Below are 24,662 nucleotides of genomic sequence, written 5' to 3' on the forward strand. Positions count from 1 at the left end.
CGCCTTCGGGACGGCCCTGCGGACCGTCCCGTCAACTTCTGTACAATTTCGACGCGACGCCGGCGGCCTGCCGCCGGCTTCCCATTGATTGGATATTGATTGGAACATGACGCCGCCGGCGCAACGCCTGCGGCCATTCGGAGAGTCTTATGCCCGCACAGGACAGCATTGATGCCATGAACACCCAGATGGATGTGGCCAGCCTCTATCGCGAAGAGGTCGTGACGGACCGCAAGGTCGGCACCATCCACGTCTTGACGCCGATTCTCGACTCCGGCGAGCGCGACACGAACCGTCCGCTCCTCTTCCTCGGCGACACGCAGATCATGACCCAGATGGGTCCGCTGCCGATTTCCTTTGAGATCAAGGCCGAAACGCTTGCCGAAGCCGTCGCCGGCTACGGCGAGGCAGCCAAGCAGGGCGTGCGCGACACGATCGAAAAGCTTCAGGCCATGCGCCGCGAGGCCGCCAGCCAGATCGTCACCCCGGGCATGCCGGGCTTCCAGGCGCCGCCTGCCGCCGGCAGTGGCATCGCCATGCCCTGATGACGTCAGGGGACGCGCCGCCTTCGGGCGGCCTCTCCGGGATACCTCATGACCGAGACCAAGCCTTTTGCCCGTGCCGATCTGGCACAGGCTCCGACGAAGCTCCTGCGCAACGGCCGCGTGGCCAACGCTGTCGTCACGCGCGTGGAGATTGACGGACGCTCCTGGACCGTGAAGGACTTCTCCGCGCGTCCCTGGTGGGTCCGCACCTTCATCGCGCCCTTCCTGCTGAGGCGAGAGCTTTCGATTCTCGCGCGCCTGCGCGGCGTCGAGGGCGTTTCCCAGGAGTCCTTCCGCATCGACCGCGAGGCGATGGCCGTGCTCTTCATGGAGGGCTCGAACATCGGCCGCGAACCCGAGCGCGTCACGCCCGCCTATCTTGAGGCGTTCGAGGAGCTCCTGCGCGCCATGCATGCGCGCGGCGTCGTGCATCTCGACGTGCGCGGAACGGGCAACGTGATGATCCGCCCCAACGGCTCGCCCGGCCTCATCGACTTCCAGGCTTCGCTCTACACGGGCTGGATGCCGGGCTTCCTTCGTCGCCTTCTCGAGGACTTCGACATGTCGGGCGCCCTCAAGAAATGGCTTCAGTTCCAGCCTGAAATGATGGGCGAGGAGCGCCGAAAGGAGCTCGAGCGCATCAACGGGCTAAGAAAGTTCTGGATCTTCAGGGGTTACTTCGGCCTCAAGAAGCACTAGGTCTGAAGCAAACCCTCACAAGAGCCGCGGCAGAGTCCGCGGCTTTTTTGTCGCCAAGCCCCGCCGTTTCCGTTAAGATAGCGGCACATTCCATGCGTCCGGCATCCGTCGGTCCGCGCCTCATTTTTTCCCTTATCAGCTCATGCACGTTGCGTTCGGACGAATCCTTCGTTCTCCGGCCGCCTTCGTCATGTCCGGAGTAGTCATCAAACCATGGCCCAGTATGTTTTTACGATGAACCGCGTCGGGAAGATCGTCCCGCCGAAGCGTCAGATTCTTAAGGACATTTCCCTCTCGTTCTTCCCGGGCGCCAAGATCGGCGTCCTCGGCCTCAACGGCGCCGGCAAGTCCACGCTCCTCAAGATCATGGCGGGCGTCGACAAGGACATCGAGGGCGAAGCCATCCCGATGCCCGGCATCAACATCGGCTACCTGCCGCAGGAACCCGCTCTTGATCCGGCCAAGACCGTCCGCGAGACCGTCGAGGAGGGCATGGGCGAGGTGATGCAGGCTCAGGAGAAGCTCAACGCCGTCTACGACGCCTATGCCGATCCCGACGCCGACTTCGACGCCCTTGCTGCCGAGCAGGCCCGTCTTGAGGCCATCATCGCCGCTGCGGGCACGAACGTCGAGACTCAGATGGAGATCGCCGCCGACGCCCTGCGCCTTCCGCCTTGGGATGCCGTGATCGGCAACCTCTCCGGTGGTGAAAAGCGCCGCGTCGCGCTCTGCCGCCTGTTGCTCTCTCGTCCCGACATGCTGCTGCTCGACGAACCGACGAACCATCTCGACGCCGAATCCGTCGAATGGCTCGAGCAGTTCCTGCACCGCTTCCCCGGTACCGTCGTCGCCGTGACCCATGACCGCTACTTCCTCGACAACGCGGCCGAATGGATTCTCGAACTCGACCGCGGCGAAGGCATTCCCTGGAAGGGCAACTACTCCTCCTGGCTTGACCAGAAGGAAAAGCGCCTTGAGATCGAAAAGCGTCAGGAAGACGCCCGCATGAAGGCCATCAAGCACGAGCTTGAATGGGTCCGTCAGAATCCGAAGGGCCGTCAGGCCAAGTCCAAGGCCCGTATTGCGCGCTTCGAGGAGCTCTCCAGCGTCGAGTACCAGCAGCGCAACGAAACGAATGAAATCTTCATCCCTGTCGCCGAGCGTCTCGGCAACGACGTGATCGAGTTCAACCACGTTTCCAAGGGCTTCGGCGACCGCCTGCTCATCGACGACCTGTCGTTCCGCATCCCCGCCGGCGCCATCGTCGGCGTGATCGGTCCGAACGGCGCCGGCAAGTCCACGCTCTTCAAGATGATCACGGGCCGCGAGCAGCCCGACAGCGGCGAAATCAAGATCGGCACCACGGTCAAGCTTGCCGCCGTCGACCAGATGCGCGACTCGCTCCCGAACGACAAGACGGCGTTCGACGCCGTGGCCGACGGCCAGGACATCCTGCAGGTGGGAAAGTTCTCGATGTCGAGCCGTGCCTATCTCGGCCGCTTCAACTTCAAGGGCGGCGACCAGCAGAAGCTCGTCGGCAGCCTTTCCGGCGGCGAGCGCGGCCGTCTGCACCTTGCCAAGACGCTTCTCGCCGGTGGCAACGTGCTGCTTCTCGACGAACCGTCGAACGACCTCGACGTCGAAACGCTGCGCGCCCTCGAGGAGGCCCTGCTCGAATTTGCGGGCTGCGCCCTCGTGACGTCTCATGACCGCTGGTTCCTCGACCGAATCGCGACGCACATCCTCGCCTTTGAGGGCGACTCCCGCGTCGTATTCTTCGACGGCAACTACAACGAGTACGAAGCCGACAAGCGCCGCCGTCTCGGCGAAGAGGCCTGCCAGCCCAAGCGCCTTCGCTTCAAGCCGCTCAAGCACTGATGAGGAAATGCGCCCGGCCGAAAGGCCGGGCCGATGCGATGACCGTTCATCTGCTGACATCTGCGAAAAAGCCTCTGCTCGACTTCGTGCGGCAGAGGCTTTTACCGTTGGAGCCCTGCGAAGTCCGCACCGTGCTCGTTCCCGTGGCGCAAGAGACGGCGGAGGACGTCGCGCAGGCGCTCGGACTAGTTCCCGGAGATTCGGGATTTGCGTCAATGCCGGGACTCCACGTGGTGCCCTGCGGCGGGACGAGACTCGTCCTCGTCAGGGCGGAGACCGCCGCTGCGGCCCTCAGGGAGACGACGACCGTGCCCGACGTGCTCGTTTCGATGCCCGAGGACATCAACGGCGGGTTCAGACGTCTGATGGGGGCTCGAACCCGTCTCGTCACGACGGCGCCGCTTGAACGCGCGCCGGGTTTTCTTGAGCCTGACGGAGAGTCGTGGCGCCTGAGGAGCGCACGGAAGGCTCCTGAAGAGCAGCAGGAACAACAGGGGGGCGGAAGCAGCGCTTCGGAGCGCGTGCTGATCGTGGGTGCGGGGCTTGCCGGCGCCATGACGGCATGGGAGCTCGCTCAGCGCGGCAGTCGTGCCGTGGTCGTTGATGCGGGGCCTGTGCCCGGCAGCGGCGCCTCGGCCCTTCATGCGGGACTCATTCATCCGCACTGGCAGGCGTCGGATTCGCCGCTCTTTCAGCTCACGCGAGCGGGCTTTGAGGCCATGACGGAGGTGCTTCGAGACTTCCCCGACGCCTTCATTCCCGAGGGCGTCGTTGACGCGGCCTCGTCCGAGGAGGAGTACGAAAAGTGGCGGGAGGCCGCAGCCTATGGCCGTCCCGTGCATCTTCCGGGAGACTTCGCGTCGCTCCTCACGCGGGAGGAGGCGTCCGAGCGGGCGGGACTTGCACTCTCGCGCGGCGGCTGGCTCTACCCGAAGGCCGGTCTCGTGCATGCGGGACGTCTTGCCAGAAGGATGCTTGAGGCGGCGCAGGCTCAGGTGCTCACGAACATGCCCGTGAGCCTTCGCAGGCGAGAGGGGCTGTGGGAGGCCGTGTCGGCTCAGGGCGTCGTCGTTGCCCGCGCTCCGAAGGCGGTTGTCTGCGCCGCGCTTGCCACACCCTGCGTGCTCGGCCTCGCACGCGGCACGATGGGACTCAGTCCGCTTTACGGACGCATATCGCTCCTCAGGGAGACGGATCTTCCTGAACTCAGGTGTGCGCTCACGGGTGACGGATACGTAGCCCGAACGGAAGGCTTCTGCGCGGTGGGCGCCACGTACGAGCCGGGCGAGGCGCCCGACGTTGCGGTGCAGGAGGCGCATGAGCACAACCTGTCCACCTTCGACAAGCTCACGGGGCGTCGCCCCGACGTGCTGGCCGCGGGCTTTTACGAAGGCGTCCGAGCCGTACCCGCCGACCGCATGCCGCTTGCGGGCCGCGGCTGGACGGTCGCCGAGCTCGAGGGGCTTGCTTTCAGGGGCGTGCCCGAAGCGAGATCGATTCCCAGGGCGCCTGGTCTCTGGATCTGCGCGGGCTTCGGCTCCCGCGGGCTCACCTGGGGGCTTGCGTGCGCAAGGCACGTGGCGGCGGACGTGACGGGCGACGTGCAGGCGCTGCCCGGATCGCTCGCCGCGAAGCTCGAACCCGCGCGCTTCCTCCCGAAGCTGCTCGCGGGCTGAGAGAGGAAGGTTGAAAAAGATCTGGCCGAAAAAAGCAAAGGGACGGTCCGTGCAGGATCGTCCCTTTCGTCAGTCACTGGACGTAAGGCTTACTTTTTACCGCAGCACTGCTTGAACTTCTTGCTGCTGCCGCAGGGGCAGGGGTCGTTGCGGCCTACGCGGGGTTCTTCGCGCACGACGGGCTTGTTCGGATCGACGAGCTGCTTGAGATCGAAGACGGCCTTGACGAGGTCGTAGAGGGCGTCCTCGAGGTTCTTCGGCATCTCGCCGCTGCGGTATTCCTGCACGAACTGCTCGGCTTCCTCGGGGGTTTCGAAGTCGTCGGGAGAGATGTTGCGGATGATCGGCGTGGCGAGCGAGTTGATCTCGTCGTCGGCGATGAGGTCCTCGCGCCAGTGCATCATGCCGAAGAAGAAGCCGGAGGCCCAGGGTTCGAGGGCTTCGATGCCCTCTTCGTCGGTGATGATCTCGTCGTTGTCGTCGACGAGCGGGAAGATGACCGGATCAAGACCGCCCTTGGCGGCCAGCGCGGCCTGGATTTCGTTGAGGCGAATGTCGAGCAGCTCGAGGATGCGGTCGTCTTCGGGCAGGGTGGCGGGATCGCCTTCCTCGCTGAAGATGTAGGGGTAGATGTCGTGCTTGCTCGGGTGCTCGGGGTTGAGCGCATAGGCGGTCAGGAAGCCGTCGATCACGCCTGCATCCATCACGCCTTCGTTGTTGAGCGCTTCAAGGCGCTGCTGAAGCTCTTCAATAAGCTCGCTGTCCATCTGTTTTTCGTTCGCCATTTCTGGAGTTCCGGTTGAGGATTGATGATGGCGCTATCTTAACAAAGCGGGCTTTGGCCTGCAGGGCTCGAGAGCCGTAACGGCTTGTTTCCCTCAAGTGTGTCCGTGCGTCGTATCTGCGACAATATGGGCGCTTTTCACCATTCCGATACAGGACGCTCAATGTTCGACTGGCTTTATCTGCTGCAGGCCGCCTTCCTCGGCATCGTCGAAGGCCTCACTGAATTCCTTCCGGTGAGTTCGACTGGGCATCTGATCGTGGCGGCGGACCTCGTGGGATTCACGGATGCAACGTCAGACACGTTCGTCGTCGCCATTCAGGCGGGTGCGATCCTTGCGGTCTGTTGGTACTACAGGAAGAGGATCATCAGGGTCCTCCGTGGTCTCTTTTCGGAGCCCGTCCAGCAGCGCCTCGTCGTCAATACGCTCGTGGCCTTCCTCCCCGCTGCCGTCGTCGGCGTTCTTGTCTCGGATCTTCTCAAGACCTATCTCTTCAATCCGCTCACCGTGGCGACGGCGCTGGTCATCGGCGGCCTCATCATCCTCTATGTCGAGCATCGTCATGAGAAGCTCGGCATCGAGCCGCGCGTGAAGGAGATGGACGACATGGACTGGAAGGACGCGCTCAAGGTCGGCGTCGCGCAGTGTCTCGCGATGATTCCCGGCACGAGCCGCTCGGGCGCCACGATCATCGGCGGCCTCATCTTCGGGCTTTCGCGCAAGGCTGCGACCGAGTTCTCCTTCTTCCTCGCGATTCCGACGATCTTCGGCGCCACGGTCTGGGACCTCTGGCAGGCGCGCGAGCAGCTTGTCGCCGCCAATCTGCCGGGACTGGCGGTCGGAACGGTGGTGTCCTTCTTCTCTGCGCTCGTCGTCGTCCACTGGCTCATCCGCTTTGTTTCGAGGCACGACTTCCGCGGCTTCGGATGGTACCGCATCATCTTCGGCGGCGTGATCCTCCTTACCTGGGCGACGGGGCTGGTGAGCTGGTGATCGCCGTTTGCCGATGGCTCAAGAAAAAAGCGCGCCTTTTCCGGGAAGGCGCGCTTTTTTTATGACGCAGAGGGAGCGGGTTGCTTGCGGATGTAGACCAGATCCCAGATGCCGTAGCCGAGGCGTTCGCCGCGGGCCTGGAACTTCGTGCGGGGACGCTCGCAGAGCGGGTTGCCCATCACGGGGCTGAAGTTGCCGGCGCCGTGGAGGTTCTCGAGGAGCGGTTCGCCCTCGAGCACTTCGAGCATCTGCTCGGAGTAGTTCTCCCAGTCCGTGGCGCAGTGGATGTAGCCGCCCGGACGAATGCGGGAGGCGAGGAGTCCGATGAAGGGTTGGGCGACGAGGCGGCGCTTGTGATGGCGGGCCTTGCGCCAGGGATCGGGGAAGTAGATGTGCACGCCGTCGAGGGAGTTCTCGGCGATCATGTCGCGCACGATTTCAACGGCGTCGTGGCGGACGATGCGCACATTGGTGAGGGACATCTCGTCGAGACGCTTGGCAAGCGCGCCGACGCCGGCCACGAAGACCTCGCAGCCGAGGAAGTTGACCTCGGGGTGGGCCTGCGCGATGGCGGCGGTCGTCTCGCCCATGCCGCAGCCGATTTCGAGAACGAGCGGGGCGTGGCGGCCGAAGGCCTTGTCGGCGTCGAGAAGCTCGGGGGCGTACTCGATCTGGTATTGCGGGAGCGACTCGTCAAGGGCGCGCTTCTGGGCGGCCGAGATGTGGCCGCGGCGCATGACGAAGGAGCGGATGTGGCGCTTCTTGAGCGCCTCGAGTTCTTCAGGCGTCAACTCGGGCTTTTCGCAGTTCTTTTCCATGGTGCGGAGCAGGGGCGGGCCGCACGGGGCGGCGGTAGATACGAAAAGATCCCGCAGCTTACGCTCAGGCGGGATCCTTGGAATATGGAGCGGGTGAAGGGAATCGAACCCTCGTCTTTAGCATGGGAGGCTATTGCTCTGCCATTGAGCTACACCCGCAACAGGTCTGGAATTCTACCATAAAAGCATGCCGCCGTTCTTCGGGCGGCATGCGCCGGACGTTGCCGCTCAGTGGCGGAAGCGCACGTGGCTGAGCACCCAGAGGGCGCAGACGAGAACCAGAATGGCGCCTGCGGTCATGAGCATGAAGGCGGGCGTCATGTGCTCGACGTCGACCACGATGTAGCGGGCGACGGCCACGATGGCAAGAGCCACCGGCGTGCGGATCGGGATCTCGCGGGTGCCGAGCGCGGAGCCCTTCACCATGGAGAGGATCTCGATGTAGAGGAAGAGCAGGAGCAGGTCGCCGAGGCTGGCCTTCTCAAGCTCGACCATGCTCCAGATCGAGGAGCAGATGCCGACCAGGGCGGCGACGGCGATGGCAACGAGCGCGAAGCCCTGAGCGAACGTCAGAACAGAGTTGAACTTGACGGCGGCATCGGAAAGCGGCGCCGTCTCGGAGTTGTGGTTTTGATCCATTGTGGCGATAGGTAATGCTTATGAAAAACGAGGGTGTGTTTGTTCATTGCATATTAGCATCACCAGGCGCAGATCATGCCCCCGTTGAAGCGCTTTTCTACAAATGCCTTGACTTCGGGGGAGTGGTAGCACTGGACGAACTTGGCGACCCAGGGCTTGGAGAGGTCCTCGGCGCGGACGCAGAGGATGTTGGCGTAGGGGCCGTCGGGGCGTTCTTGGGCGATGCCGTCCTTGGCGGGCGTGAGTCCTGCGGGCTCGGCGTAGCTCGCGTTGATGGCGGCGGCATCAAGGTCCTTGAGGCTGCGGGGCAGCTGGGCGGAGTCGAGCTCGATGATGCGGAGCTTCTTGGCGTTATCGATGATGTCGAGGACGGTGGCGCGAATGCCGGCCTTCGGATTGAGTCTCACGAGTCCCTGTTCCTCGAGCATGTGCAGGGCGCGGTTGGCGTTCGTCGGATCGTTCGGAATGCCGACGCGGGCGCCCTGGGGAAGGTCCGCAAGGGTCTTGTAGCCCTTGCGGGTGTAGTAGGTGAGCGGGAACGTGATGGTGGGGGCGGCGGAGGCGAGCTTGTAGCCGCGGTCCTCGTTCTGCTGGTCCATGTAGGGCTTGTGCTGGAACGAGTTGATGTCCAGATCGCCCGCGACGAGCGCCGCGTTGGGCTACACGAAGTCGTTGAATTCGACGATGCGGATCTTCATGCCCTGTTTTTCGGCGATCCTCTTGACGACTTCCATGATTTCGGCATGCGGGCCTGCGGTGACGCCGACGACGATGGTCTTTTCGGCGGCGAGCGCGGAGAGCGGAATGCTGCCGGCAATGGCAAGAATGCCTGCGGCGGCGACAAGGGTGCGGCGTTTCATTCGGAATGTCCTTTTCGGGTATGAACCGCCCCGAGGCGGGGCATGGCGGCATTATGCACGCGGGTGCAGGGGGCCGTCGGGGAGATTGAAGGTATGTTGATTACCGCACACCGGCATACGGAAAACACCTGATGTTCCGCCCGGTTTGAGGGAGATGGAACACGAGGGATTGAAAAAAAGCGCGCCGCTTTCGAGCAGCGCGCCTTCTGCAGTGTCCTGCTGAGCTTACTTGTGGGAGATCCTTCGCACGATCCAGTCGCCGAAGCTCTGGATGCCCTGAACGAGGATGATCAGCACGATCACGACGGTCCACATGACTTCAGGCATGAAGCGCTGGTAGCCGTAGCGGATGCCGAGGTCGCCGAGACCGCCGCCGCCCACGGCGCCGGCCATGGCGGAGTAGCCGATCAGGCTGATGATCGAGATCGTCAGGCCCGCGACGATGCCGGGCATGGCTTCGGGAAGCAGGACCTTCGTGATGATCTGCATATTCGTGGCACCCATCGACTGGGCGGCCTCGACGAGGCCCTTGTCCACTTCGCGCAGGCTCGTCTCGACGATTCGGGCGATGAAGGGCGCCACCGAGAGTGTCAGAGGAACGATGGCGGCGGCCGTGCCGATCGAGGAGCCGACGATGAGTCGGGTGAACGGAATGATCGCCACGAGCAGGATGATGAACGGCACCGAGCGGAGAGCGTTGATCACCGTGCCGAGAACGGCGTTGAAGCCCGGCATCGGAAGGAAGGACTTGCGGTCCGTCACGAAGAGCAGGATGCCGAGGGGAATGCCCGCGAGGGCGCCGATGCCGCCGGAGATGGCGACCATGATGATCGTCTCCAGGAAGGAGTCCCAGATCATCTGAATGAGATTACTTGACATCATTGATCTCCTCAACGACCACGCCGTTCTCCCTCAGGAAGTTGACGGCTTCGATGAATACGCTGCTTTCGGCCTCGATGAGTACGGTGAGCGAGCCGAGGGTCTGGCCCTGGACGTCGTCGACAGTGCCGCGGAGGATGTTGAAGTCGAGGTTGAAGCGGCGCGAGCATTCGGAAATGACGGGGCGCGTGACTTCGTTGCCCGAGAAGGCGAGGCGAAGCAGGTAGACTGCGTCGCTGTTGGGATGGTTTTCGCGAGCCTTGCGGAAGCGGTCGAGAATGGAGGCCGGCATGTCGCGGGCCATCACGTTGCCGATCAGGGCCTTCGTGGTTTCGTGCTGCGGCGACATGAAGATGTCGACGACCTTGCCCTGCTCGACGATCTTGCCGTAGTTCATCACGACGACGCGCTCGCAGATCTGCTTCACGACCTGCATTTCATGTGTGATCATGACGATCGTGAGGCCGAGCTCCTTGTTGATGCGCTTGAGAAGCGCGAGGGTGGCGACAGTCGTCTCGGGGTCGAGGGCCGAGGTGGCCTCGTCGGAGAGAAGGACCTTGGGGTCGTTGGTCAGGGCGCGGGCGATGCCGACGCGCTGCTTTTGGCCGCCGGAGAGCTGGGACGGATACTTGTGGGCGTGTTCGGTGAGGCCGACGAGCTTGAGAAGCGGCTCGACCTTTTCGCGGATGACGTTCTTGGGCGTGCCGACGAGCTCGAGCGGGAGCGCGACGTTGTCGTAGACCGTGCGGGAGCTCAGCAGGTTGAAGTGCTGGAAGATCATGCCGATGCTGCGGCGGCTTTCGCGCAGCTCGTCTTCGGAGAGCTCGGTGAGGTTCTTGCCGTCGACCGTGACGGTGCCTTCGCTCGGGCGGTTGAGAAGGTTGATGCAGCGCACGAGCGTGCTCTTGCCGGCGCCGGAGCGGCCGATGATGCCGAAGATCTCGCCGGGGCGGATCTCGATCGACACGTCGTCGAGGGCCTTGAACTCCCGACCTTCAGGCGTCTTGTAGGTCTGGGTTATGTGGTCAAGCTTGATCATTTTTCTATGTGCGTATGAATCGCAAAGGGGAAGGTTCGGACAGTTTACCTGTTGTGCGGCGCAAAGGGAGCGAAAGCGCGGGGAAATGGGCGGATGCTTGAGGTATTACCGCCGGAAGGGAAGAGAGGAACGAAAAAAAAAATCCCGCGGACCATCTGTCAGCAGGATCATTGGGAGGTGTGGTGGGAACGCAGGGATTCGAACCCTGGACCGACGGATTAAGAGTCCGCTGCTCTACCAACTGAGCTACGTTCCCACACAAGCAGATTGTATCGGACAGAGAAGGAATGGTGGGAACGCAGGGATTCGAACCCTGGACCGACGGATTAAGAGTCCGCTGCTCTACCAACTGAGCTACGTTCCCATTCCAGATTGTCCGCAGATAGTTGTGGTGGGTCGTGCGGGACTCGAACCCACGACCAACGGATTAAAAGTCCGCTGCTCTACCAACTGAGCTAACGACCCGTTTGCCGCAGATGAGTCACAAACGACGTGAACAACTAACTGAGGAAACGAATTATGCACGTGCCTTCCGGACCTGTCAATAGTGCATGAAAAAAAAGTTGGTGAGCCTGTCGCCTAAGGCAATCATTCCGCGCCCGTAAATAGAATGTAAAGGTGTTTTTTGTTAGGGTAAACACCAACAAAGTAGACCTTGGCAAGCGGGATTTTTTCAGGCATCATGACGGTAACGAACAAGGCGGCAGGGTGCTCAAAACTCCCGTCTTGCAGGTGAAGCGGATGATCCTTTGTGCGTCGAGGCTAGTGAAATGATCCTGCCATTCGAGATGTAAATTGATTATCGTGCATTCATAAATATTTAGTATTGTGATTGTTTGAGACAGGAGTCCGTCATGGCTGCCAAGTCCGCGAATCCGACCCGCCCCGGTCGTTGCGAAGGGGAAGAACGCAAGAAGGCGCTCAGCGTCGCGCTTGCCAATATTGAAAAGCAGTTCGGCAAGGGCGCCATCATGCGCATGGCCGACGGCGCCGAAGTCGAGGACATCGAGACGGTGTCCACGGGCTCCCTGGGCCTTGACCTTGCGCTCGGCGTGGGCGGTCTGCCCCGCGGTCGCATCATCGAGGTGTTCGGTCCCGAATCCTCCGGCAAGACGACGCTCTCCCTGCAGGTCATCGCCGAAATGCAGAAGATCGGCGGTACGTGCGCCTTCATCGACGCGGAACACGCGCTCGACGTCCAGTACGCACAGCGTCTCGGCGTGCAGCTCTCCGACCTTCTGATCTCCCAGCCCGACACGGGCGAACAGGCCCTTGAGATCACCGACGCCCTCGTGCGCTCGGGCTCCGTCGACCTGATTGTCGTGGACTCGGTCGCCGCGCTGACGCCCAAGAGCGAAATTGAGGGCGACATGGGCGACGCGCTGCCCGGCCTTCAGGCCCGCCTGATGTCCCAGGCCCTGCGCAAGCTCACGGGCTCGATCACCAAGACGAAGTCCATGGTGATCTTCATCAACCAGATCCGCATGAAGATCGGCGGCTACGGCAACCCGGAAACCACGACGGGCGGCAACGCGCTCAAGTTCTACAGCTCCGTGCGTCTCGACATTCGTCGCATCGGCGCCATCAAGAAGGGCGACGAGGTGATCGGCAACGAAACCCGCGTCAAGGTCGTCAAGAACAAGGTTGCGCCTCCGTTCAAGCAGGCAGAGTTCGACATCCTCTACGGCGAGGGCATTTCCCGCTACGGCGAGATCATCGACATTGGCACCGAGCTCAACGTGCTTGAGAAGTCCGGCGCCTGGTACTCCTACAACGGCCAGCGCCTCGGCCAGGGCAAGGAGAACGTGCGCGAGTTCCTCAAGCAGCATCCCGACGTCTGCGGCGAGGTCGAGCAGAAGATCCGCGAGATGAAGGGCATCCACCTCAAGAGCATCTCCGCCGTCGACGGTGATGACGAGGGCATGCCCGAGGATGATCTGCCGCTGGCCGACGCCGACATAGATCTGTAATGGAGAGCCGGTTTTCGGACCGGATTGAAGAACGGCTTCAGGGAAAAGGGGGGGGTCCGGACATGGAGGACCGTCCCCTTTTTTTCCGTGAATGATCCGTGGGAGAAGGGAAATGGGAAGAAACTGGGAGGAAGGCGAGCTCTTCGTCTGGGGTGACGACGGACTCGTGCCCGCTGATTCGCAAGAGAAGGCCGTGCGGTCCGCCGCGGAACCCGCACGTGCGCTTCCTTTGGAGACGCCTCCCGTGCGCCGCAGCGAAGAGCCCGCCGTCAGGCGCGTCGGGCGCAGCTCGGGGCTCGGCGAAATCGTCACGGGCGTCGACGAGGCCTCGGGCATCGTTCGCACGGCGCCCAAGGTGCTGCCGCGCCGCCAGCGGAGCACCTATGAAAGTGACGACGACTTCTGCAACGATCCCGAGGAGCTCGAGAGCCGGCAGGCGCAGAAGAAGGCCGCCCGTCCGAAGAAGGAGCGCCCGAGTCTTTTCGTCAGGGCGATCGGCTCGCTGGCCCGCCGCGAGTATTCCAGACGGGATCTTGAGGCGAAGCTCCGCCGCTCCCTGTCGGAGGATGAGGATCCGGACGAGGTTGGGCGCGTGCTCGACAGGCTCGAGGGCGCGGGCTATCTTTCCGACGCGCGCTTTGCCGAAAGCCGCGCCCGCTCAAGGTCAAGGGTCATGGGAGACGCCCGCATCAGGCGGGAGCTGCGCCAGTGCGGCGTGGCGGGCGAGCATGTCGATGCTGCGATGGACGAGATCGAGGAGCCCGAGGAGGTCAGGGCCTACAGGCTGTGGGCAAGGCGCTTTGGAGAGCTGCCTGCGGACAGGAAGGAGCGCGACAGGCAGATCCGCTTCATGATGTACCGCGGATTCGGCATGAGCGCCATCAGCAGGGTGCTCAAGGGCGCCGTCGAGCCGCCTGACGACATGGCCTAGCGATTTGTTTGCCGGCTCATTGTTCGAATGGGCTCCCGATCCCTGTCCTGAAGCGGATTCGAGGCGGGGGATTTCAAGTTTTTTCCTGTTGCTTTTGTTAAAATCATCGGCTACCTGTTTTTGAGATTTTCCCACGGAGGCTATTTTGGAATATCTCTTCGATCTGCTTGCCAACCTGCATTGGGCTGCGGTCGGCCAGATCATCATGATCGACATTCTTCTCGGCGGCGACAATGCCGTCGTGATCGCCATGGCGTGCCGCAACCTGCCTGAGAGCCAGCGCAACAAGGGCATCTTCTGGGGCACGGCCGGCGCCATCGCCCTGCGCGTCGTGCTGATCACCTGCGCGGTGATGCTTCTCGACCTCCCGTTCCTCAAGGTGGCGGGCGGTGCGCTTCTCGTCTGGATCGGCGCCAAGCTCCTGCTTCCCGAGGACGGCGATCATGAAAAGGTCGAGGGCAGCAGCAAGCTCATCGGCGCCATCAAGACCATCATCGTCGCGGACTTCGTGATGAGCTTCGACAACGTGATCGCCATTGCGGGCGCCGCCCAGCAGGCTCATGAGACCCATCAGACGCTCCTGATCATCTTCGGGCTGCTCGTCTCGGTGCCGTTCATCGTCTTCGGCTCCCAGATCATCCTGAAGCTCATCGACCGCTTCCCCGCCATCATCTACTTCGGCGCAGGCCTTCTCGGCTGGATTGCCGGCGGCATGATCGCCTCCGACGTGTTCGTCACGACGCGCTGGCCCGAACAGGCCTTCATGATGCACTACCCGCTCTCCGTGGGCTGTGCGGCGCTCGTGATCCTCATCGGTCACTTCCTCGGCAAGGCGAAGATGAAGAAGTTGCTTGCGAAGGAAATGGAAAAGGATCGCAGCTGAGCTGCCTCCCTCTGATGCAGTACCCAAAAAAGCGCAGCCCGCAAGGGCTGCGCTTTTTTTGTTTCAGGCGGGCGTCGGAAGGAGGTCAAGCCTCATTTGTTCTTCTCTTCCTTCATCTTCGCCTTCCAAGTCAGGCGTTCGGTCTCGCGCCTGCAGATCTGTTTGGCCGTGACGCCCTCGATTTCCGCCAGCTCCTTTTGAGACAGTTCCATTGCCCTGCGCTCTTCGCGTGCACGAAGCCCCTGTTCGCTCAGATGACTGTCGTCGAGGCCCTGCTCGGTCGCCTAGTTGTCGTCTTCGTCAACCGCAGCGAAGAAATCGGGAATTCTCTCGGGCACGTTCAGATAGTTGGCGATCCGCAGGATGATCTCCGGGGTGACACGGGTGTATCCATATTCAAGGTTGCAGATGTACTTGCTGTCCTTGCCGAGCGCGCGACACAATTCTCTTTGACTCACTCCCAGTTCCTTTCGCAGTGTGCGCAGGAGGATGCCGAAGCGGCAGAGGCCGTCATTGAGGTCTCCTGAATGGCTTCGAGGATCCTGTCCGGAGAGATGGCGCAGTTTGCGCCATTCTTCGTAGGCTTCGGGTACGCTGTACATCCGGACCAGCTCCATGAGCTTGACGTCCGAAATGTTTGCCTTTCCAACCTCGTAGTCCCCGAGGGTGGTGGAATGCACGCCATGTCTGGCAGCGAACTTCTCAAGGTTGAGGCCGAGCTTTTGGCAGTTGTCGTAAATCCACTTTTCGAAAGGTGTACGGTCGATATCGCATGACCTGCGCTGGTTGGTGTCGGGGTGGAGCGCTCGGTCGTGCACCCATTCGATCACGTCTTCAGGCGCGGGACCGAGGATGTTCTGAATGTGCGCGATGGGGGGCGTACCGGCCAATCTCGTATTCCCTGAGGGTGGTGGAGTTGATGCCAAGCTTGTCGGCGAGGTGCTGGCGGACACCGCCGTGTTTCTTCCTTTCGTGGCACAGCCATTGCGCCAGCGGATTGAGGTCGGTTGTCTGCATGTGATGGTTGGGTCGTGGTTGGAATTGGTTTGAGGGGCGGCTGTCGTGCCCTGCCTGCGGCCGCCATGTCTGTCGAGCGTGTGACTCATGGCGGCCGGGACGGCGACGGGTCAGTGCTTCACGGTGTCGATGAAGCCGCCGCCGAGGCAGACGTCGCCCTGATAGAGAACGGCGCTCTGGCCGGGCGTGGCCGCCCACTGAGGCTTGTCGAAGCCAAGCGTGAAGTTCTTTTCGGAGACGTACTCGAGTCTGCAGGGATCGTCGGGCTGGCGATAGCGGGTCTTCACCGTAAGCTCGGCGTCAAGCTCGGGCGCATGTCCGGAGATCCAGCTTGGATGGACGGCCTTGAGCTCGTGCGCGAGAAGCCACGGGTGATCGTGTCCCTGGCAGATCCAGAGCGTATTGGTGGCAAGATCCTTCTTCGCGACGAACCACGGCTCGCCCGTGGAGTCGTGGCGGCCGCCCACACCGATGCCCTTGCGCTGGCCGAGCGTATAGAAGGAAAGGCCCATGTGCTCGCCCACGACCGTGCCGTCGGGAATGCGGATCGGACCGGGCTGGGTAGGCAGATAGCGGTTGAGGAACTCGCGGAACGGACGCTCGCCGATGAAGCAGATGCCCGTGGAGTCCTTCTTCTTCGCATTGGGAAGCTTGAGGTCGTCGGCGATGCGGCGGACCTCGGTCTTGCAGATTTCGCCCACGGGGAAGATCACGCGGGAGATCTGCTCTTGGGTGAGGCGGTGCAGGAAGTAGCTCTGGTCCTTGCCGGGATCGACGCCGCGCAGCAGCTGGACGCCGTCGTCCGTGTGACGGACGCGGGCGTAGTGCCCCGTGGCGATGAGGTCGGCCCCCATGGCCATGGCATGGTCGAGGAAGGCGCGGAACTTGATCTCTGCGTTGCAGAGAACGTCGGGATTGGGCGTGCGGCCTGCGCTGTATTCGCGTAGAAAGTCGGAGAAGACGCGCTCGCGGTATTCCTTCGCGAAGTTGACGGCCTCGATGTCGATGCCGATCACGTCGGCGACGGCGCTCGCGTCGATGAAGTCCTGACGGGAGGAGCAGTATTCGCTGTCATCGTCGTCCTCCCAGTTCTTCATGAAGAGGCCGATGACGTTGTAGCCTTGCTCCTTGAGGAGCCAGGCGCTGACAGAGGAGTCGACGCCGCCCGAAAGGCCGATGACGACGGTTTTCTTGGACATACGTATATATGGTCGGTAAGTCGGGATAGAATCGGGACGTACCCTTGAATTCATTAATTAGGAGATCGTGGCAATTATGTCTCAGACGAACGAATCGTGCACCCGCTTTGCGAAACTTCTTGGCATCGAGGTGCCCTTCCTCAATGCTCCGATGGAGGGCATTGCCACGCCTGAGCTCGTGGCGGCCGTGTCCGAGGCGGGCGGTCTCGGCGTCATTCCCGCCGCCGGTCTCGCTCCCGACGAGATCCGCGCCTTTGCCGCGCGCGTGAAGGAGCTCACGCAGAAGCCCTTCGCCGTGAACCTTGCTGTGCCCGTCGACGCGCCCGCGGATGCGGCGGAACGCTTCGAGCGTTTCGGCGACGCCGTCTCGATGCTGCTCGAGGAGCTCGAGCTGCCCGCAGGCGAAGGCGCCTCCTATGCCGAACGCTACGATCTCGAGGGCTGCACCCGCCCCGACTTCTTCGAGCAGTTCGATGCGGCGCTCGAGGTGAGGCCCGCAGCCGTCATCTCGTCCTTCGGCGGCTTCCGCGAGCCCGAGGAGGAGAAGCTCGCCGAACTCGGCATCGTCAACATCGGCACCGCCACGACGCTCCGTGAGGCCAAGGTCCTGCGCGCCGCGGGCTGCGGCGCCGTCATCGTTCAGGGAGCGGAGGCCGCGGGCCCGCGCCTCTCGTTTGAGGATCCCGAGGACGCTCTCGTCGGTCTCATGTCCCTCGTGCCCGCCGCCGTCCGCGCGACGGGGCTGCCCGTCATCGCGGCGGGCGGCATCGCCTCGGCCGAGCAGGTGAACGCACTTCTGGCCATGGGCGCTGCAGGCGTGTCCGTCGGCACGGCCCTGCTGACGACGGCCGAGTCCAGCGCCTGCGACGCGCACCGCTACTACGCGGAGTTCGGCACGGCCTGCGACACCGTACTCACGCGCATCTACAACGGCAGGCTCAGCCGCGTGCTCAGAAACGCGCTCGTCGAGGCCCTCGACGACTGGGAGCTCATGACGGCCGGCTACCCCGCTCAGAAGGCCCTGATGGGCCCCCTTGACAGGTGTGCCTCCGAAGTCGGACGCAACGACCTCGTCATGCTGCCTCTGGGACAGTCCGCAGGCCGCAGCGCCTACAGGCGGACTGCCGACTGCGTGCATGCGCTCTTTCCCCGTCGCGCAGACTGAATCAAACAAACGGATAGATTTTCAAAATCGTCGCAACACCTTGAAAATCGACGTACGGCGTCCGACTTAGGTAAAACCCCTCGGACTTGGGGGTTAATTTCACAATGCGGAACGCGCTTTCGTATTGTGAAATATGTGACCTGGTTTTGCGGGTTATCCCTTGAATATGTGTCGTTGAAAAGGGTTTCGGGCTTGATTACTATCAACCGAACAGAACTCGTTTACGATTTCACGGATCGGTAGGCGGGATTCGATCAACATTAACTGAGGGTTCAACCATGACCGAATCCAGTATTGAAATCGGCGCCATGTCCAACAGGGGCAAGCTTCTGGCGCTCGTCGCCGGCCCGATCTTGGGGCTGCTGACCTACTTCCTTCTGCCTGAAAGCTACATCAACTCCCAGGGCGTTGAAACCGCCTTCCCGTATGCGGGCCGCGCCTGCATGGGCGTGACCGTGTGGATGGCGATCTGGTGGTTTACCGAAGCGCTTCCGATTGCGGCGACCGCAATGATTCCACTGGTCGTGTATCCGCTTCTGCAGATCACGTCCGCCAAGGCTGCGATGAGCAACTACGCCTCCGGGACGATCTTCCTCTTCCTGGGCGGCTTCCTGCTCGCGGCCGGCATCCACCGCTGGCACCTTGACCGCCGCATCGCACTGCTGACGCTGCGCCTCTTCGGCACCCAGCCCAAGCAGATGGTGCTCGGCCTGATGCTGGCCACTGCCGGCCTCTCCGCCTGGGTGTCCAATACGGCGACTGCCGCCATGATGGTTCCCATTGCCATCGCCGTGCTCGGCGTCGTGCGCTCCACCCAGAAGAGCGAAGTCATCGGCAAGGATGAACGCAACTTCGGCATCGCCGTGCTGCTCTCCATCGCCTACGCGGCCTCCATCGGCGGCATGGTCACCGTGATCGGCTCGCCCCCGAACGGCATCTACGTCCGCTTCATGGAACAGACCTACGGCGAGACCGTGAGCTTCATTGACTGGCTCAAGATCGGCCTTCCGGTTGCGCTCCTGCTGCTCCCAGCCACCTATTTCCTGCTAGTGAACGTTCTCTTCCCCTGCAAGATGGAAGGCATTCCCGGCGGCAAGGACTGGGTCCGCAACGAGCTTCGCAAGCTCGGTGCCATGTCCCGCGGTGAAAAGATCGTTCTGGCGGTCTTCGTCCTCGCGGCCGTCCTCTGGATCTTCGGCCCGGTCATCCGCGGCCTTGAATTCGACGGCGCCAAGCCCTTCGCGGCCCTCAAGGACGAAACCATCGCCATGGCTGCAGGCCTCCTGCTCTTCGCGATCCCCGTCGACTCCAAGCGCGGCATCCACGCTCTTGACTGGTCCTCGGCCAAGGACGTGATCGCTTGGGATGTGCTGCTCCTCTTCGGCGGCGGTCTCACGATGGCGGCCGCTCTGCAGAGCACTGGCGCCGCTGCCTTGGTGGGCGCTCAGGCCACGGCCCTCGGCAGCCTCGGTGAAGTCTCCATGATGGCCGGCGTCGCTACCCTCGTGACCTTCGCTACCGAAGTGACCTCGAACACCGCACTTGCCGCCACGATGATGCCGCTCATCTCCGCCTCAGCCGATGCGCTCAAGATCGATGCCTCCGGCCTCCTCGTGACCACCGCGCTCGCCGCTTCCTGTGCCTTTATGATGCCCGTCGCCACGCCGCCCAACGCGATCGTGTTCGGCACCGGCCGTCTGAAGATCGGAGACATGGTGAAGGCTGGCTTCTGGCTCAACATCCTCGGCGTCGTGATCATCACCTGCGTGGCCGCAGTAATCCTCTGACCGCCTCTCTGAAAAACAAGCGAACAAGCGCGCACCCCCGAAAGGAGGCGCGCGCTTTCATTTGAGGTGCAGGCAGGCTCAGATGCCCAGAAGCTTCATGAGGGGGCCTGCGATGAGCGGCGCAAGGAAGGCGGTGATGATGCCGGAGAGGCCCATGGCTAGACCGCCGAAGGCGCCCGCCCTGTTCGAGATCTGGAATGCGGCGCTCGTGCCCATGCCGTGTGCGGCGAGGCCGAGCGTCACGCCGCGCACTGGGTCGGACGTGATGCGGCAGAGGTTGAAGAGCGGACGGCCGACGATGGAGCCGAAGATGCCCGTGATCACGACGAGGCAGGCCGTCAGGTCGGGGCGCCCGCCCATGGCTTCGGACACGCCCATGGCGATCGGTGTCGTGACGGACTTCGGAATCATGGAGATCATTGTTTCGGCCGAGAGTCCGAAGAGCCAGCCGAAGGCAACGACGGAGACGATGGCGGCTACGCTGCCTGCGAGAAGGCCGCAGGTGAGGGGCAGCCAGAGCTCGACGAGCTTCTGGCGCTGCTCGAAGAGCGGCACAGCGAGCACCACGGTCGCGGGCCCGAGCAGGAAGTGAATGACGCCTGCGCCCTGGAAGTACTGCTCGTAGGGCACGCCCATGACGAGCAGCACGACGATGATGCTCACGACGGCCACGATGATCGGCGTGAAGAGCGGATTGAACTGCGTGAGCTTGTAGAGATGCTGGCCGAAGATAAAGGCGACGAGCGTGACGGCAAGCCAGAGGGCGGGATTGCCGAGGATCGGCGAGAGCTGCTGAAGAATGTCCTGCATGGTCAGTCCTTGTTCTTGTTCTTGTGCACGAGCTTGTCGACGAAGATGATGGTGTAGGCGGTCACGAGCATGGCGATGAGGGTTGAGATCACAAGCACGGCGCCGATGGCGAGGCCCTCGCGAAGGAAAAGGTCGCCGTAGCGCATGACGCCCACGCCCGCCGGCACGAAGAGAAGCGACAGGTTCGATAGGAGCACGCCGCCCGTTGGGCGGATGCGGCCGATGAGATCGTCCTTGACGAAAAAGGCGAGAAGCATGAGGATCATGCCGATCACGGGACCCGGAACGGGAATGCCCGCGCTGCGACTGATGACTTCGCCGACGACCTGAAAGGCCAGAATGAGTGCGATGGCGGAAAGCATGAAAGAAGTACCGTAAAATGTTCTGACCGTCTTTCGGCGTGCTAGGGTTTGCACGTATGAAAGGTGTCAAGGTGTTGATTGTGTCACTACGGCGCCTGTCGTGGGGGCATTCGGATTTGACTTAGGTTAGGAAAGTTGAAGTGTCGGCGGTTCTTGTCTTCGGAAGAGGACCGCTCCGACGGGCTGCCTGGCCGAACTTGAAGAGGAGGACGGCGCGTCCTCTCCCGTCCCGGGGACTGCGCGCCGAATTTCTATGAAGCAGGAATTTCAGATCAAGGGCGAGCTCATCACGCTCGACGCCCTTCTCAAGGCTGTCGGCGCGGCCGACTCCGGCGCTCATGCCAAGGCGATGGTCGCCGAGGGCCTCGTGCGCGTCGACGGCGAGGTCGAGCTTCGCAAGACGAGGAAGCTCCGCGGCGGCGAGCGCGTGGAGCTCGAGGGCCTGACCGTTGTGCTCAAGGCCGATCCGGCCTTTGCCGCACGGGACTGAGTCCGCACGTCAAGATAATGCAAAAATGCCGGCTTCCGCAGGAAACTGGCATTTTTTCATGGGGCTGCAGCAGAATTATTGGATGTCCTTGAGCTCGCGGCGCAGGATCTTGCCCACGGCGGTCTTCGGGAGCGAGTCGACGAAGATGATCTCGCGCGGCATCTTGTAGCCCGTGAGCTGGGTGCGGCAGTACTTCTTGACGTCGTCGGCGGTGAGGGCGGGATCCTTGCGCACGATGACGGCCTTGACGGTTTCGCCGGACTTGGCGCTCGGAACGCCCACGACGCCCACTTCAAGCACGCCGGGCATGCTCGCGATCACGTTTTCGACTTCGTTCGGATAGACGTTGAAGCCGGAGACCAGAATCATGTCCTTCTTGCGGTCCGTGATCGTGATGCTGCCGTTCATGTCCATGTGGCCCACGTCGCCCGTGCGCAGCCAGCCGTCGCGAAGAACGGCGGCCGTCTCCTCGGGCTTGTTCCAGTAGCCCTGCATGACCTGCGGGCCGCGCACGCAGATCTCGCCTGTGTATTCGGGAATCTTGTCGGGCGACGGGCAACAGCCGAGGTCGCGGAAGCCTTCGCCGCGGATGGATACTTCGGTCGACGGGATGGGCACGCCCACCGAGCCGTCCCACGGAGCCTCGGGGATGTTGCCGCAGACGCCGGGCGAGCATTCCGTGAGACCGTAGGCCTCGAGGATGTTGCAGCCCGTCTGTTGCTTCCAGCGTTCGGCGATGGTGCGCTGCACCTGGGAGCCGCCGCCCGCGGTGACCTTGAGGCGCGTGAACTTGTGGGCGCAGAAGATCTTGTTGTTGAGCATCGCGGTGAAGAGCGTGTTGACGCCGACGATGATGGAGAAGTCCCACTTGGCGCATTCCTTGGCCAGCCCGTCGATGTCGCGCGGGTTGGTGATGAGCACCATGTTCGCGGCGAACTGCGTGAAGGAGAGCGTTGCCGTGAGGGAGAAGATGTGGTAGAGCGGCAGCGCCGTGAGGGCGACTTCCTCGCCTTCCTTGCAGGCGCTCGCAAGCCAGTAGCCCACCTGCTGGAGGTTGGCGAGGAGGTTGCGGTGCGTGAGGATGGCGCCCTTGGCAACGCCGGTCGTGCCGCCCGTGTACTGCAGGAAGGCGATGTCGGTGTTGTGGATCTCATGGGCGGTGAAGCCGTGGCGGCGGCCGATCTCAAGCGCTTCGTTGAAGCCGACGGCGTTCGGGAGCGAGTATTCGGGCACCATCTTCTTCACCTTGCGCACGACGAAGTTGACGAGCGTGCGCTTGAAGAACGGGAAGAGGTCGCCGACAGCGGTCGTGATGATGTGCTCGCACTTCGTGCCGGGCAGGGCGTTCTGGAGTGTCTTGGCGAAGTTCTCGATGATGATGATCGCCTTCGCCTCGGAGTCGCGCAGCGTGCCGTTGACCTCGCGGGAGGTGTAGAGCGGGTTGATGTTGACGACGATGTAGCCCGCGCGCAGGCAGGCGTACATGGCGATGACGTACTGCAGAAGGTTCGGCATCATGATGGCGACGCGGTCGCCGGGCTTGAGGCCGAGACTCTGGAGGTAGGCGGCGAGTTCCTTGGTGAGCGCAGCCGTGCGGCTGTAGGTCAGGCCGCAGTCCATGTTGGTGTACCCCACCTTGTCGGGGTAGCGCGCGGCGATGTCGTCGAGGACGGCCGGAATGCTCGGATAGCGGTCCGGATTGATTTCGTGCGGGACGCCTGCGGGGTAGCTCTTGTACCAGGGAAAGCTTTGAGTCATGTCTTAGTGATCTTCGAATTCTTGCGATGGTGGCCGGCCTGAGCCGGCGGTGCGGATGCGCCCGAAGGAAGGCTTGGCTCCCATGGCCCGCGCCGTTGATGAACATCGGCGAAAGGCGGACAAGCGCACCTAGCTTAAGTTTAGCGGCACGAGGACGCGAAAACGAGGTCAAAAAACACGACTTAACCCCTATATGCGCAAAAAGCCTCCGGATTCCGGAGGCTTTTCGTGTGCGGAACCTGAGCGGAAGGCTTAGGCTTCGAGCGTCAGGCAGTGGCGGGCGTAATCTTCAACGGCTTCCCAGTCGGTGTAGTCGATGACGGCCGTCATTTCCGTCGGGCCCTTGGTCATCTTCATGATCATCTGGATGAGCTTGGCGTCGATCCAGCTCCAGTTCGGGTAGTCGACTTTGCCGGCGAAGCACTTGACGTCCTTCGGGTGCCACGGGTTGTTCTCAAGGAACTTGCGGCAGTAGACGTTGCCTTCGGGCGTGGCCTTGGCCGGGTTGCGGGCGATGACGGTCACGTTGAAGAAGCTGTTGGGCTTGGCGTCGAGGACGGCCTTCCAACGGTTGACGAAGGCGAGGAACTGCTTGCGGAACACGCCGTAGAGGACGGGAGCGCCGCAGATGACAAGGTCGTACTTGTTCCAGTCGACGCCTTCGCGGTCGGCTTCAAGCACGTGCATCATGTCGGCCTGGTGGCCTTCGGCAATGATGGTTTCCCAAATGCGGCGGGCGATACGAGCGGTATGGCCGGAGCGGCTGTCGTAAACAACAAGCACCGTCTTCATGTTCTATTCTCCAAAAGGGTCGCCGGCGCGCAGGCGAGCGCACGCCGAAAAATGTGTTTCAAGAGCAGGGCTTTCGCAGGTCTTCCCTACTCCCGCCTGTATTTTAGCCAAGTGTATATTGTCCGAGCCTTAACCGTATGGGGAGAAACGACGAAGATTGCGGGTAAAACCCGATGTTGCAAGGACAATCAGTGCTACAATCACGCACTTGTGACGGCGACCGTTCGCCGTCGATAGTTTCACCCATCGCCGTGTCCGCCTGCTGCCCGACGTGCAGCCTTTTTTTGTTTTTGAGGACCCGGCGGATCAACTTGGAAGAATATGGCAAAGGAAGATCTCATCGAGATGTCGGGCCAGGTGCTTGAAGTGCTGCCCGATGCCCGTTATCGCGTCAAACTTGACAACGGTCATGAACTGGTGGCCTACACCAACGGCAAGATGCGCAAGCATCACATCCGCATTCTCGCGGGCGACAAGGTGTCCCTCGAGCTCTCGCCGTACGATCTGACCAAGGGCCGCATCACCTTCCGTCACATCGAAGGCCGTCCGCCCGCCGGTGCCCAGAACGGCAACCGCCGTCGCTAAGAGGCCCGGTCGTCAGACCGCGTGAAAAATTGAAAAACCCCCGAAGCCGCATGGCCCGGGGGTTTTCTTTGTGTGCTCGGCATGGGCACGTTCTAACGGGTG

23 protein-coding genes, 4 tRNA genes and 1 pseudogene are annotated in these 24,662 nt (G+C 62.4%); 12 read left to right on the forward strand and 16 right to left on the reverse strand.

Features of this window, described 5'->3' with window-relative positions:
• Positions 1-149: 149 nt before the first annotated feature.
• The 4 genes from HMPREF3036_RS03045 (at position 150) to mnmC (ending at position 4,798) form a co-directional block, all read left to right on the forward strand.
• Positions 150-545, forward strand: coding sequence for a hypothetical protein (locus HMPREF3036_RS03045; RefSeq protein WP_005433773.1), 396 nt, complete (start codon positions 150-152; stop codon positions 543-545).
• A 48-nt stretch (positions 546-593) separates the two neighbouring features.
• On the forward strand, positions 594-1,244 hold the full coding sequence (locus HMPREF3036_RS03050) for a protein kinase family protein (RefSeq protein ID WP_005433772.1): 651 nt from the start codon (positions 594-596) through the stop codon (positions 1,242-1,244).
• A 213-nt stretch (positions 1,245-1,457) separates the two neighbouring features.
• Positions 1,458-3,122, forward strand: a complete 1,665-nt coding sequence (ettA, locus tag HMPREF3036_RS03055) for an energy-dependent translational throttle protein EttA (RefSeq protein ID WP_005433771.1) — start codon at positions 1,458-1,460, stop codon at positions 3,120-3,122.
• 215 nt (positions 3,123-3,337) lie between these two features.
• Positions 3,338-4,798, forward strand: coding sequence for an FAD-dependent 5-carboxymethylaminomethyl-2-thiouridine(34) oxidoreductase MnmC1 (mnmC, locus tag HMPREF3036_RS03060; RefSeq protein ID WP_062331451.1), 1,461 nt, complete (start codon positions 3,338-3,340; stop codon positions 4,796-4,798).
• Positions 4,799-4,887: 89 nt separating this feature from the next.
• On the opposite strand, the gene HMPREF3036_RS03065 is transcribed toward mnmC, so the two are convergent.
• Positions 4,888-5,583 carry a YecA/YgfB family protein gene (locus tag HMPREF3036_RS03065; protein WP_062331454.1) on the reverse strand — a complete coding sequence of 232 codons (696 nt, stop codon included), beginning with the start codon at positions 5,581-5,583 and terminating at the stop codon, positions 4,888-4,890.
• Positions 5,584-5,745: 162 nt separating this feature from the next.
• Here HMPREF3036_RS03065 and HMPREF3036_RS03070 point away from each other — a divergent pair, with 162 nt between their 5' ends.
• Positions 5,746-6,576: an undecaprenyl-diphosphate phosphatase gene (locus HMPREF3036_RS03070; RefSeq protein ID WP_062331456.1), complete on the forward strand. Its 831-nt coding sequence runs from the start codon at positions 5,746-5,748 to the stop codon at positions 6,574-6,576.
• A gap of 59 nt (positions 6,577-6,635) precedes the next feature.
• On the opposite strand, the gene trmB is transcribed toward HMPREF3036_RS03070, so the two are convergent.
• The 9 genes and pseudogenes from trmB to HMPREF3036_RS03115 form a co-directional block, all read right to left on the reverse strand.
• Positions 6,636-7,394 (reverse strand): tRNA (guanosine(46)-N7)-methyltransferase TrmB, encoded by a 759-nt coding sequence (gene trmB / locus HMPREF3036_RS03075; RefSeq protein WP_005433766.1) that lies wholly within the window; start codon positions 7,392-7,394, stop codon positions 6,636-6,638.
• Between the two features lie 85 nt (positions 7,395-7,479).
• A tRNA-Gly gene (locus HMPREF3036_RS03080) sits at positions 7,480-7,553 on the reverse strand.
• A 69-nt stretch (positions 7,554-7,622) separates the two neighbouring features.
• Entirely contained in the window at positions 7,623-8,033 is a 411-nt protein-coding gene (locus tag HMPREF3036_RS03085) for a phosphate-starvation-inducible PsiE family protein (protein ID WP_005433763.1), read from the reverse strand.
• Positions 8,034-8,092: 59 nt separating this feature from the next.
• A pseudogene (locus tag HMPREF3036_RS03090) lies at positions 8,093-8,893 on the reverse strand (MetQ/NlpA family ABC transporter substrate-binding protein).
• Positions 8,894-9,118: 225 nt separating this feature from the next.
• Entirely contained in the window at positions 9,119-9,772 is a 654-nt protein-coding gene (locus HMPREF3036_RS03095; RefSeq protein ID WP_005433758.1) for a methionine ABC transporter permease, read from the reverse strand.
• Complete coding sequence (locus tag HMPREF3036_RS03100; protein ID WP_005433756.1) at positions 9,762-10,811, reverse strand: methionine ABC transporter ATP-binding protein; 1,050 nt, start codon at positions 10,809-10,811, stop codon at positions 9,762-9,764. The genes HMPREF3036_RS03095 and HMPREF3036_RS03100 overlap by 11 nt, the downstream gene beginning before the upstream one ends.
• A gap of 180 nt (positions 10,812-10,991) precedes the next feature.
• A tRNA-Lys gene (locus HMPREF3036_RS03105) sits at positions 10,992-11,067 on the reverse strand.
• A 32-nt stretch (positions 11,068-11,099) separates the two neighbouring features.
• Positions 11,100-11,175 (reverse strand) — tRNA-Lys (locus tag HMPREF3036_RS03110).
• 25 nt (positions 11,176-11,200) lie between these two features.
• Positions 11,201-11,276: transfer RNA gene (locus HMPREF3036_RS03115), tRNA-Lys, on the reverse strand.
• A gap of 389 nt (positions 11,277-11,665) precedes the next feature.
• On the opposite strand from HMPREF3036_RS03115, the gene recA reads away from it, so the two are divergent.
• From recA to HMPREF3036_RS03130, 3 genes are all read left to right on the forward strand, one after another.
• Complete coding sequence (gene recA / locus HMPREF3036_RS03120; protein ID WP_005433754.1) at positions 11,666-12,781, forward strand: recombinase RecA; 1,116 nt, start codon at positions 11,666-11,668, stop codon at positions 12,779-12,781.
• 112 nt (positions 12,782-12,893) lie between these two features.
• Positions 12,894-13,712, forward strand: coding sequence for a recombination regulator RecX (recX, locus tag HMPREF3036_RS03125; protein WP_005433752.1), 819 nt, complete (start codon positions 12,894-12,896; stop codon positions 13,710-13,712).
• A 145-nt stretch (positions 13,713-13,857) separates the two neighbouring features.
• On the forward strand, positions 13,858-14,595 hold the full coding sequence (locus HMPREF3036_RS03130; RefSeq protein ID WP_005433750.1) for a TerC family protein: 738 nt from the start codon (positions 13,858-13,860) through the stop codon (positions 14,593-14,595).
• A 284-nt stretch (positions 14,596-14,879) separates the two neighbouring features.
• Here HMPREF3036_RS03130 and HMPREF3036_RS03135 read toward each other — a convergent pair whose 3' ends face one another.
• Both HMPREF3036_RS03135 and mnmA read right to left on the reverse strand, forming a co-directional pair.
• Positions 14,880-15,485, reverse strand: a complete 606-nt coding sequence (locus HMPREF3036_RS03135) for a helix-turn-helix transcriptional regulator (RefSeq protein WP_062331459.1) — start codon at positions 15,483-15,485, stop codon at positions 14,880-14,882.
• Positions 15,486-15,722: 237 nt separating this feature from the next.
• Positions 15,723-16,811, reverse strand: coding sequence for a tRNA 2-thiouridine(34) synthase MnmA (mnmA, locus tag HMPREF3036_RS03140; RefSeq protein WP_005433742.1), 1,089 nt, complete (start codon positions 16,809-16,811; stop codon positions 15,723-15,725).
• 76 nt (positions 16,812-16,887) lie between these two features.
• Here mnmA and HMPREF3036_RS03145 point away from each other — a divergent pair, with 76 nt between their 5' ends.
• Positions 16,888-17,976 (forward strand): NAD(P)H-dependent flavin oxidoreductase, encoded by a 1,089-nt coding sequence (locus HMPREF3036_RS03145; RefSeq protein WP_005433740.1) that lies wholly within the window; start codon positions 16,888-16,890, stop codon positions 17,974-17,976.
• 278 nt (positions 17,977-18,254) lie between these two features.
• Entirely contained in the window at positions 18,255-19,763 is a 1,509-nt protein-coding gene (locus HMPREF3036_RS03150) for an SLC13 family permease (RefSeq protein ID WP_005433739.1), read from the forward strand.
• A gap of 78 nt (positions 19,764-19,841) precedes the next feature.
• Here the strand turns inward: HMPREF3036_RS03150 and HMPREF3036_RS03155 are convergent, their stop codons facing one another.
• On the reverse strand, positions 19,842-20,573 hold the full coding sequence (locus HMPREF3036_RS03155) for an LrgB family protein (protein ID WP_005433733.1): 732 nt from the start codon (positions 20,571-20,573) through the stop codon (positions 19,842-19,844).
• 2 nt (positions 20,574-20,575) lie between these two features.
• Positions 20,576-20,935, reverse strand: a complete 360-nt coding sequence (locus HMPREF3036_RS03160; protein WP_062331461.1) for a CidA/LrgA family protein — start codon at positions 20,933-20,935, stop codon at positions 20,576-20,578.
• 253 nt (positions 20,936-21,188) lie between these two features.
• Here HMPREF3036_RS03160 and HMPREF3036_RS03165 point away from each other — a divergent pair, with 253 nt between their 5' ends.
• Positions 21,189-21,425, forward strand: coding sequence for an RNA-binding S4 domain-containing protein (locus tag HMPREF3036_RS03165; protein WP_005433729.1), 237 nt, complete (start codon positions 21,189-21,191; stop codon positions 21,423-21,425).
• Between the two features lie 75 nt (positions 21,426-21,500).
• Here the strand turns inward: HMPREF3036_RS03165 and HMPREF3036_RS03170 are convergent, their stop codons facing one another.
• Complete coding sequence (locus HMPREF3036_RS03170; protein WP_005433727.1) at positions 21,501-23,183, reverse strand: AMP-binding protein; 1,683 nt, start codon at positions 23,181-23,183, stop codon at positions 21,501-21,503.
• A 252-nt stretch (positions 23,184-23,435) separates the two neighbouring features.
• On the reverse strand, positions 23,436-23,975 hold the full coding sequence (hemG, locus tag HMPREF3036_RS03175) for a menaquinone-dependent protoporphyrinogen IX dehydrogenase (protein WP_005433726.1): 540 nt from the start codon (positions 23,973-23,975) through the stop codon (positions 23,436-23,438).
• Positions 23,976-24,296: 321 nt separating this feature from the next.
• On the opposite strand from hemG, the gene infA reads away from it, so the two are divergent.
• Complete coding sequence (gene infA, locus HMPREF3036_RS03180) at positions 24,297-24,560, forward strand: translation initiation factor IF-1 (RefSeq protein ID WP_005433725.1); 264 nt, start codon at positions 24,297-24,299, stop codon at positions 24,558-24,560.
• Positions 24,561-24,662: the final 102 nt, after the last annotated feature.

It is taken from the genome of Sutterella sp. KLE1602, assembly GCF_001578585.1.
GTDB classification, from domain to species: domain Bacteria; phylum Pseudomonadota; class Gammaproteobacteria; order Burkholderiales; family Burkholderiaceae_F; genus Sutterella; species Sutterella wadsworthensis_A.